Source organism: Streptomyces sp. NPDC088923 (assembly GCF_044749745.1).
GTDB lineage: Bacteria > Actinomycetota > Actinomycetes > Streptomycetales > Streptomycetaceae > Streptomyces.
In genome coordinates, this window is sequence record NZ_JBIVIO010000013.1 from 127,946 (window position 1) to 137,766 (window position 9,821).

The window sequence follows — 9,821 nt, forward strand, 5'->3', positions numbered from 1 at the left end:
CGGCAGGCCGTCGGGAGAGCGGTCCCGGGTCAGTCCGTCAGCGGGGTGCCGCGTTCCAGGTAGGCGATCGTCCCGGTACGCCTCGCGCGCAGCGCCCACCGCAGCCGCGCATAGCGGACCGGGGGCAGGAGTTTCGCCGCCTCCTCCTCCGTCACGAAGCGCCAGTCGCGCAGTTCCGGGCCGGGCAGGACCAGAGAGGCGTGGGCCGCTTCGGGCAGGCGCCCGCCGTCGAAGAGGAGCCGCATGCCGCCGAATCCGGGGGGTATCGGGGGTTCCCAGTCGACGACGAGGAGGCGGAGCCCGGCCCGCAGGCGGATGCCCGTCTCCTCCTCGACCTCGCGCAGCCCCGCGAGCGAGGGTGCCTCGCCGCGTTCGACGACGCCGCCGGGGAACTCCCAGCCGGGCTTGTACGTCGGGTCGACGAGGAGGAAACGGCCCGTCTCGTCGAAGAGGAGCACCCCTGCGGCGAGGGTCTCCGCCGTGGGTTCGGCCGTCTGCACGATCGGGCAGGCGGGCAGGGCGCCGGAGGCGAGCAGACGGGCGAGGGCCTCGGCGGTGGGGCGCGGGCCGCGCGGGTCGGCGGGGAGGGGGTGCGCGTCGGCGGTGAGCCAGTCGGCGAGTGCGCGCGCGTAGGCGGTGGTACGGGCCGGGGCGGGCGGGGCGGTGCCGTTGACGCTCGCGGGGCGGGTGCGCGTCGCCGTGGTGGCGAGGTGGTCCCCCTGGGCCGCTTCGACCCGTACCGTCTCGGTCCGTACCGGCTCCGCCCACGCGTGCAGGATCGTTTCGTCAGCCTCGATCCGCACATGATGCACAGCGATCGCGCGCGAGGCGAGGCGGCCGAAGAGGTGGTCGCGCCGCTCCTGGGCGTACAGCGGCAGCGGCACCACGAGCACCCCGCCCACCTCGTCGAGCAGCGCCGCCGCCGTCTCGACGAACAGGCGGCGCCACAGCGGCAGGTCGTGGGGATCGCTTCCCTCGGGCGGCGGCACCGGGAGCCGGGCGACGAGGTCACGCGGGTCGAACAGCGTGCTGTCCGCGAGTACGGCGCACACCTCGCGGGCCAGCGCCCGTACCGCCGCACCCGACGCCCCGTTGATCCAGACGATCACGGTCCCCCCTCTCTTCGTGGCCCCCTGTGGCTTGCCCGGTCCGCGGGGGAGCGAAAACCCCGCGGGGCGCAAGCTGACGCGCGGGGGCACGCGGCGGCGGGTGACGACCCGTTTCGGGGGCATACGCCTTGGCACGGACGGACAAGGGCACGGCTGGAACGGGCGGAGGTGCGCCATGACGCACACACAGGTACTGGAGCGCTTTCCCGCGGGCGGCCCGCGCGGCAGTTGGCCGGCGGAGGAGCGGGCGGCGCGGGAACGGGCGGCAGGCAGGGCGGCGACGGTCGTCATGGATCTCGCCTCGGACGACTACCTCGTCGTGGTCGAGGCGGGCGAAGCGGCCGGGACGCTTGCGGCCTGACGGGCGGTAGGAACCAAAGGGGCGCACGGGGCCACCGCGCGGAGCTGTGCGACCCCAGGGGGCGTGAAGCGGTTCGCGGGGCGCGGATGGAAGCGCGGGGGCGCACCGGCGCACGCCATGGGGCGCGCAAGGTGTTCCGGGCGTGTGCCCTGGTGGGCGCGGCGGTCCTGACCGTACCGCGTGTCCCACGGGAGACGGATGTTTTCGCCGATATCGCCCGAACAGCCCTCACGCACGGCAATCTGTCCCTCGCGGACTGTTCCCTTTCAACGCGAGGACGCACCATGTCTCAGGTTCCCGACGCGCCCCTTGGCATCGGCACCGGCCCGCTCAGCGCGGCGCTTCAGGAGGAACTCGCCCATCTGTGGCGGGACCTCGACGACGCGCGGCACGGAGCGGTGAACGGTTACTGGTCGATGCGCTGCGACTGGCTCGTGAGCCGGATCAAGCGGATCACGCCGCTCGTCGGCCCGACGCCCTATCAGCACATCCAGACCCCACTCCTGGAGCAGGGCATCTACCAGCGCGTGCACGCCGAACTCGGGATGCCCGCGCCGGTGGACATGGACGAGGTGGCGGCCCGCCACGACACCGAGGAGGCGCTGCCGACGAGTGCGCGCTGACGCGACCGGGCCGGATCTCTCGACCTCACGTCGAAGCGACTCTCGCCGTCCGGTCGAGGCATGCTTCGACGTGAGGTCGAGCCGGCCCGGAGCGGGGGCCGGGTCAGGGGCGGGTACGGTGCCGCAGCGCGCCCGCCGCGGCGCCCACGAGGCCCGCGTCCGTGCCCATCTGGGCGGGGACGACCTCCAGGCCCTGGACGAAGGAGAGCGTGGCGTACTCCTTGAGCGCCGCGCGCAGCGGCGTGAAGAGCAGGTCTCCCGCCTTCGCGACGCCGCCGCCGATGACGGCGATGTCGATCTCGACGAGTGTCGCCGTCGCGGCGATCGAGGCGGCGAGTGCCTGTGCCGCGCGCTCGAAGGAGGCACGGGCGATCCGGTCGCCCGCGCGTGCGGCGGCGGCCACCCCGGCCGCGGTCGCGTCGCCGTCCGCCCCCGGCTCCCAGCCGTCGGCGAGGGCGCGCCGGGCGATGTTGGGGCCGCTCGCGATCCGCTCGACGCAGCCCCGGCCCCCGCACGGGCACAGGTCCCCGTCCAGGTCCACGCTGATGTGGCCGATGTGCCCCGAGTTCCCCGTGGGCCCGGGGTGCACCTGGCCGCCGATGACGAGTCCGCCGCCGACGCCGGTCGAGACGACCATGCACAGTGCGTTGTCGTGGCCGCGTGCGGCACCCTGCCAGTGCTCGGCGGCCGCGATCGCGACACCGTCCCCGACGAGGCTCACCGGGAGGTCGCCCGTCACCTCGCGCACGCGCGCGACGAGCGGAAAGCCGCGCCAGGCGGCGACGTTGACCGGGCTGACGGTGCCCTCGCTCGCGTCCACGGGCCCCGCGCTGCCGATCCCTACCGCTCGCACGGCGTCCCAGCCGGACGCCTTCCTGAGTTCACCGAGGACCCCGGACACGGCGCCCATGACCGTCTCGCCGTCCTCCTTGGCGGGCGTCGGCCGCTGCGCGCGGGCGAGGATGCCGCCCCGGCCGTCGATCAGGGCGCCGGCGATCTTGGTGCCGCCGATGTCGAGCGCGGCGACGAGGTCCGTGTGCATAGGAGTCCGTATCTTCCTGGTGAAAGCGAGGAGACAGGGCGAGGGTCATTCTGTCCCCGATCATTCTCTCCCCGGACTGACAACGTTGTCTAGGTTCTATGCTCAACGCCACGGACTCCCGACCAGACAGGACCCTCTCGTGGCACAGACCGCCCGCCGACCTGCCCCGCGCTACGGCAACCGCCCGACGATGAAGGATGTCGCGGCCCGGGCGGGCGTGGGGCTCAAGACGGTCTCGCGGGTGGTGAACGAGGAGCCCGGCGTCACCCCGGACACCGAGCGACGCGTGCGGGAGGCGATCGCGGCGCTCGGTTTCCGCAGGAACGACAGCGCGCGGGTGCTGCGCAAGGGCCGTACGGCGAGTGTCGGCCTGATCCTGGAGGATCTCGCCGACCCCTTCTACGGGCCGCTGAGCCGCGCGGTGGAGGAGGTGGCGCGCGCCCACGGCGCCCTGCTCATCAACGGGTCGAGCGCCGAGGACCCCGAGCGGGAGCGGGAACTCGCGCTGGCGCTGTGCGCGCGGCGGGTGGACGGGCTCGTCGTCATCCCCGCGGGTGACGATCACCGTTACCTCCAGCCGGAGATCGCGGCCGGGATGGCGGCGGTCTTCGTGGACCGTCCGGCGGGCGGCATCGAGGCGGACGTCGTGCTGTCGGACAGCTTCGGCGGCGCGCGCGAGGGAGTGCGGCACCTGCTCGCGCACGGGCACCGGCGCGTCGGCTTCATCGGCGACATGCCCCGTATCCACACCGCGGCCGAACGGCTGCGCGGCTACCGTGCCGCGCTCGCCGAGGCGGGGATCACACCGGCCCCCGAGTGGGTCTCGCTGGGCGTGACCGATCCGGAGCGGGTACGGGACGCGGCGCACGCGATGCTCGGCGCACCGGAACCCGTGACGGCGGTCTTCGCGGGGAACAACCGCGTGACGGTGACGGTGGTGCGGGTCCTGGCGGAACACGTGCGCCCGGTGGCGCTCGTCGGTTTCGACGACTTCGAGCTCGCCGACCTCCTCGATCCCGGTGTCACGGTCGTCGCGCAGGACGCCGCCCAGCTGGGGCGCACGGCGGCGCAGCGGCTCTTCGGACGGCTCGACGGCGCGGCGCACGAGGCGGAGCGCTTCATCCTGCCGACGCGGCTCATCCCGCGCGGCTCCGGCGAGCTGCCCCCGGCGCCCTGAGCAACTCTCACCCTTCGCTGGAGGGTGAGGCTTGGTGTCCCCGACGGCCCGCGAACGCTTCGAGAAGCTCCCTGCTCAGCCCGCCGCGCGCGGTGATCTCGTCCATGCCGAGTGCTTCGCAGTCGGCGCCGCGCAGGAGGTGTCCGGCGAGCGCGCGGGCGGTGGCGGGTTCGTCGAGTACGTCACCGCCGGCGCGGGCCGCGTAGGCGGCGAGGCGGTCCGCGGTGCGCTCCCAGTCGGTGCGGTAGAAGGCGTAGACCGCCGCGTAGCGGGTCGGCAGGTGGGCGGGGTGCATGTCCCAGCCCTGGTAGTAGGCGCGGGCGAGAGCGCGCGAGACGAGGCGGTGGTGCAGGCGCCAGGCGGCGTGCACTCGCTCCGTGGGACCGACGGGCAGAACGTTGGTGGAACCGTCCGAGAGCCGCACGCCCGTTCCCGCCGCCGCGAGTTGCATGACGGCCTTGGCGTGGTCGGCGGCGGGGTGGTCGGGGGCCTGGTGCGCGGCGCTGACGCCGAGGGCGGCGCTGTAGTCGAAGGTGCCGTAGTGCAGCGCGGTGACGCGGCCCCGCCCGGCGTCGATCATGCGGGCGACGGTGGCGGCGCCGTCGGGGCCGAGGACGGCCTGCGCGGTCTCGATCTGGATCTCGAAGCCGATACCGTCCGGCGCGAGCCCCCGGGCCTCCTCGAAGGCGCCGAGGAGGCGTGCCATGGCGGTGACCTGAGGGGCGTACGTGACTTTGGGCAGCGTCAGGACGAGGCGTGCGGGCAGGCGGGGCGCGGTGTCGAGGAGCGCGGTGAGGAAGAGGTCGAGGGTGCGGATGCCGCGCTCGCGCACGGCGGCCTCCATGCACTTGATCCTGATGCCGATCCGGGCGGGGACGCGGCTGGGCTCGGGCTCGGCGCAGGCGGCGGCGACGAGGCGGGCCGCGCGCAGCGCGTCGGCGTCCTCCTCGGCCTCCGGGCGCACCCCGTACCCGTCCTCGAAGTCGATCCGCAGGTCCTCGACGGGCTCGTCGCGCAGCTTGGCGCGCACGCGCGGGTACACCTCGGCGGCGAGCGCCGGGTCGAGGTCCACGGCGGTCGCGAACGAGGCCGCGTCGGGGGCGTGCGCGTCGAGCGCGGCGAGAGCTTCGTCGCCCCAGGTGCGGACGGTGTCCGCCGTGAAGGCGTCGGCGGGCACGTACACCGTGTGCACGGGCTGCCGGGTGCCGGGGTCGCCCGGGTAACGCCGCTCCAGTTCGGCGTCGACGGGGGCGAGGAGGTCCGCGACCCGCTTCGCGGCGTGCGGGCCGAGCGTGCGCCGTACCGGATCCTGCGGGGCCATGCGCCGTCTCCCGTCCTCAACAATTCGTTGAGGGAAGGTAAGCGGGCCCGCGTGAGGGAGTCAACGGGGGCCGGCGGGGATCGCTTACGGGCCGGGCCGGCGGTGGAGGGGGCGTCGCCGGGGCGGCGCGTCAGGCCGCCTCGGGCAGGCCGGAGCCGTCCGTGGACAGGGAGCGCAGCAGCCGGTCGAGGTAGGCGCGCAGCCGGCCCGGCATGTCGAAGGTCTCCGGGGCGAGCGCCCATTGCAACTGGAGTCCGTCCATGACCGCCGCGACTTCGACGGCGATCCCCTCGCAGTCGGTGCCGGGCTTGATCTCCCCCCGTCCCACGGCGGCACGGAGCGGGCCCGTGGTGTAGTCGATCACCATGCGGTACCGGCGAGTGAAGTGTTTGTGCGCGGGGTGGCCGCGTTCGCCCGCTTCGGCGGCGAGGATGTTGAACATCTTCGTCCGGCCCGGCCGGGCGGCGTTGTAGGCCGACAGTTCGACCAGGATCGCGAAGAGTTCGGCGACGGAGCCCGGTGCGCGGGAGAAGAACCGCTGGACGTCCTGTCGGCCGCTGTGCTCCAGGACCGAGACGAGGAGGTCCTCCTTGCCCCGGAAGTGGTGCAGGAGGCCGCCCTGCGTGATGCCGACGTCCTTGGCGATGCTCGCGAGCGAGGAGGCGTGGAAACCGCGCTCCGCGAAGTGCTCGACGGCGGAGTCGAGGATGCGCGCGCGTCGTTCGTCGCCCACCGCGTAGCTGCCGCGAGCGGTGGTGGTGCGTTGCTTCCGGCCCTGACTGCGGTCCATGGGCTCACTGTAAGCCGCCTCCGCGCAAGCCTTCACGCCCTGTGATTCAAGCCACGCGCGAAAACCTACCGACCACTCGTTTTTCGCGCTTAGCTTTGCCTCGAAGGGTCGGCAAGGAAGCCACCCCATCCCTTCTGGAGAGCCGCTATGGCCGTTGTCCCCGAGGCTGTTCCGGGCGTCGTCCTCTATGAGCCGACCGCACCCGTGCCCGCGCCGCCCGCTCCCGGCAAGCTGATTTTCGGCCTCGCCTTCGCCCAGTTCGGCGTGATGCTCTCGCTGCTGACGCCGGTGATGGTGACGCTGGCCCTGCGCGTCGAGCAGATCGTTCCCAAGGACGATCGCGGCAGCGCGCTGGGGCAGGTGCTCTCGCTCGGCGCGATCCTCGCGCTGATCGGCAATCCCGTCTTCGGTTCCCTGTCCGACCGCACTCGTGGCCGCTTCGGGCGCCGCCGTCCCTGGCTCGTCCTCGGTATGACCGTCGGCCTCGTCGGTCTGGTCGTGGTCGCCGTCGGCGGCAGTGTCCCCGTGCTGATGCTCGGCTGGACGCTCGCCCAGCTCGGCGGCAACGCCGCCTTGTCGGCCGCTGCGGCCAGCGTCCCCGACTTGGTGCCGGAACGGCAGCGGGGCAAGGTCTCCGGCGTGATCGGCATGATGACGTCGGTGGCGATGATCGCCGGGACCGTCATGGCCAACGCCTTCCAGGGCACTCTCGCCCTGGCCTTCATCGTGCCGGGTCTCTTCGGTCTGGCCGGCACCATCTACCTGGCCGTCGTCATCAAGGACCGCCCGGCCGCTCCGGGCGCCTTCGCGCCCTACGGCATGCGCGAGTTTTTGCGCTCCTTCTGGGTCAGCCCGAGGCTGCACCCCGACTTCGCGTGGAACTTCGCCGGCCGCTTCCTGGTCTTCGTCGGCATCTCCTGCGTGACGAGCTACCAGGTGTACTTCCTGGAGGACCGGCTCGGGTACAGCGACTCCGAGGTGTCCGGGAAGGTGGTCCTCGGCACGATCGCCATGGTCGTGACCGTCGTGGCCGGATCGCTCCTGGGTGGGACGCTCTCCGACAGGTCGGGGCGCCGCAAGCCCTACGTACTCGTCGCGGCCTGCGTCCTCGGGGCCGGTCTGCTGCTGGTCGCCCTCGCACAGTCCTTCGCGGTCTTCCTTCTCGCCATGGCCGTCTTCGGCTTCGGGCAGGGGCTGTACCTCTCGGTCGACGTGGCACTCGCCGCCGCCGTCCTGCCCAATCCCGAGGAGTCCGCCAAGGACCTGGGGGTGCTCAACATCGGCAACGCGCTGCCGCAGTCGCTCGTCCCGATCCTCGCTCCGGGGCTGCTCGCCATCGGGGGCGGCGAGAACTACGGGGCGCTCTTCCTCTTCGGCGGCGTCGCGTGCGTACTCGGCGCGCTCGCCGTCCAGTTCATCCGCAGCGTCAAGTGAGGTACCACAGCATGAATGCCGCACCCACCGTCCGTGACGAGGGTCATCCCTACCAGGACTCCTCGCTTCCGGTCGAGCAGCGCGTCGAGGACCTGCTCGCGCGCATGACCCTCGTGGAGAAAGCCGGTCAGTTCTTCCACACCATGCTCGCCATGAAGCCCGACGGCTCCACGGTCGAGAAGGGCGACCCCGGCATGCTGCCCATGGACACCACGCACATGCTGCACGGCCAGTCCATGACCCACTTCAACCTGCTGGGCACCGGCGACCCCACCGCCATGGCGCGCTGGCACAACACACTCCAGCGCATGGCCGCCGACACCCGCCTCGGCATCCCGGTCACGCTCTCCACCGACCCGCGCCACGCCTTCACCGAGAACGTGGGCGCCTCCTTCAACTCCGGCGCGTTCTCCGCCTGGCCCGAACCGCTCGGGCTCGCGGCGCTGCGCGATCCGCGACTCGTGTACGAGTTCGCCGACACCGTGCGCCGCGAATACCTGGCCGTCGGCTTCCGCGTCGCCCTGCACCCCCAGATCGACCTGGCCAGCGAACCCCGCTGGTCCCGTCAGAACGGCACCTTCGGCTCGGACGCCGACCTCACCGCGCAGCTCGTGCGCGCCTACGTGCGCGGCCTCCAGGGCGACCGGCTCGGCAAGCGGTCGGTCTCGGCCATGGTCAAGCACTTCCCCGGCGGCGGCCCGCAGAAGGACGGCGAGGACCCGCACTTCCCGCACGGCAAGGAGCAGGTCTACCCGGGCGGCATGCGCGAGTTGCACCTGGCGCCCTTCAAGGCGGCGATCGAGGCAGGCTGCGCGCAGATGATGCCGTACTACGGGCAGCCCATCGGCACCGACTGGGAGGAGGTCGGCTTCGGCTTCAACAAGGGTGTCGTCCAGGGGCTCCTGCGGGAACGGCTCGGCTTCGACGGGATCGTCTGCACCGACTGGGGCCTGATCAGCGACGCGGAGATCTTCGGCGAGACGCACGAGGCGCGCGCGTGGGGGCTCGAATCCCTGACCGAGCTGGAGCGGGTGGCCCGCGTGCTGGAGGCCGGGTGCGACCAGTTCGGCGGCGAGGCCCGCCCGGAACTCCTCGTCGAGCTGGTCGAGTCCGGTCGCGTTCCCGAAAGCCGGCTGGACGCGTCCCTGCGCCGCCTGCTGCGCGAGAAGTTCGTGCTCGGCCTGTTCGACGCCCCCTACGTCGATGTCGACCTTGCCGCCGAGACCGTCGGACGCGCCGAGTTCAGGGAGGCGGGCGAGCGCGCCCAGCGTCGCTCGCTGACCCTGCTCACCAACACCGGCGGCCTCCTGCCGGTGGCCGGTCGCCCCAAGGTGTACGCGCGGAACGTCGAGCCCGAGGCGATCGCCGGCCACGGCGAGGTCGTGACGGACCCGGCTCTGGCCGACCTCGCGATCCTTCGCCTGCGCACGCCCTTCGAGCCGCGCGCCAACAAGTTCGAGTCGCTCTTCCATTCAGGGCGGCTGTCCTTCACCGAGGAGGAGTTGAAGCCGATCCTGGCGCTCTTGGACACCGTCCCGACGGTCGTCTGCGTCAACCTGGAGCGGGCCGCGGTCATACCGGAGATCGCCGAACGGGCGGCGGCGCTGATCGCCGACTACGGAGCGAGCGACGCCGCCCTGCTCGATGTCGTCTTCGGCCGGGCGGAGCCCGAGGGGAGCCTGCCCTTCGAACTGCCTCGTTCGATGGCGGCCGTGGCGGCCTCGCGGCCCGACGTGCCCAATGACACCGAGAACCCGCTCTTCCCTCACGGAGCGGGCCTCCGCCTCGGCTGACCACGGCCCGAAGCGCCCCGGGGAGCACAGCCTCCCGGGGCGCTTCCGTGTGTCCGGTACCCCGGCAGCCGGGATACGGGACGGCCCCGCGTCCGCCGGGTGGGGACGCGGGGCCGTGGAAACCGGTCGGTCAGCCCTTGCGGGTGTTGACCTCTTCGGTGAGCTGCGGGA

Annotated in this window: 9 protein-coding genes; 5 read left to right on the plus strand and 4 right to left on the minus strand. The window is 72.7% G+C overall.

The window, feature by feature from the left end; all coding sequences use genetic code 11:
- Positions 1 to 29: 29 nt before the first annotated feature.
- Positions 30 to 1,109, minus strand: coding sequence for an NUDIX domain-containing protein (locus tag ACIP4O_RS30355; RefSeq protein ID WP_401579385.1), 1,080 nt, complete (start codon positions 1,107 to 1,109; stop codon positions 30 to 32).
- 175 nt (positions 1,110 to 1,284) lie between these two features.
- Here ACIP4O_RS30355 and ACIP4O_RS30360 point away from each other — a divergent pair, with 175 nt between their 5' ends.
- A complete protein-coding gene (locus tag ACIP4O_RS30360) occupies positions 1,285 to 1,470 on the plus strand; it encodes a hypothetical protein (protein ID WP_361333213.1) in 186 nt (61 codons plus the stop codon).
- A gap of 284 nt (positions 1,471 to 1,754) precedes the next feature.
- Entirely contained in the window at positions 1,755 to 2,093 is a 339-nt protein-coding gene (locus tag ACIP4O_RS30365) for a hypothetical protein (RefSeq protein WP_361333216.1), read from the plus strand.
- A gap of 103 nt (positions 2,094 to 2,196) precedes the next feature.
- Here the strand turns inward: ACIP4O_RS30365 and ACIP4O_RS30370 are convergent, their stop codons facing one another.
- Positions 2,197 to 3,135, minus strand: coding sequence for an ROK family protein (locus ACIP4O_RS30370; RefSeq protein WP_401579387.1), 939 nt, complete (start codon positions 3,133 to 3,135; stop codon positions 2,197 to 2,199).
- A 139-nt stretch (positions 3,136 to 3,274) separates the two neighbouring features.
- On the opposite strand from ACIP4O_RS30370, the gene ACIP4O_RS30375 reads away from it, so the two are divergent.
- Positions 3,275 to 4,312: a LacI family DNA-binding transcriptional regulator gene (locus tag ACIP4O_RS30375; RefSeq protein ID WP_401579388.1), complete on the plus strand. Its 1,038-nt coding sequence runs from the start codon at positions 3,275 to 3,277 to the stop codon at positions 4,310 to 4,312.
- Between the two features lie 7 nt (positions 4,313 to 4,319).
- Here the strand turns inward: ACIP4O_RS30375 and ACIP4O_RS30380 are convergent, their stop codons facing one another.
- Positions 4,320 to 5,633 (minus strand): DUF6986 family protein, encoded by a 1,314-nt coding sequence (locus tag ACIP4O_RS30380; RefSeq protein ID WP_401579390.1) that lies wholly within the window; start codon positions 5,631 to 5,633, stop codon positions 4,320 to 4,322.
- Positions 5,634 to 5,763: 130 nt separating this feature from the next.
- Complete coding sequence (locus tag ACIP4O_RS30385; protein ID WP_401579392.1) at positions 5,764 to 6,423, minus strand: TetR/AcrR family transcriptional regulator; 660 nt, start codon at positions 6,421 to 6,423, stop codon at positions 5,764 to 5,766.
- 147 nt (positions 6,424 to 6,570) lie between these two features.
- Here ACIP4O_RS30385 and ACIP4O_RS30390 point away from each other — a divergent pair, with 147 nt between their 5' ends.
- Positions 6,571 to 7,857 (plus strand): MFS transporter, encoded by a 1,287-nt coding sequence (locus ACIP4O_RS30390; protein WP_401579393.1) that lies wholly within the window; start codon positions 6,571 to 6,573, stop codon positions 7,855 to 7,857.
- An 11-nt stretch (positions 7,858 to 7,868) separates the two neighbouring features.
- A complete protein-coding gene (locus ACIP4O_RS30395) occupies positions 7,869 to 9,650 on the plus strand; it encodes a glycoside hydrolase family 3 protein (protein ID WP_401579395.1) in 1,782 nt (593 codons plus the stop codon).
- Positions 9,651 to 9,821: the final 171 nt, after the last annotated feature.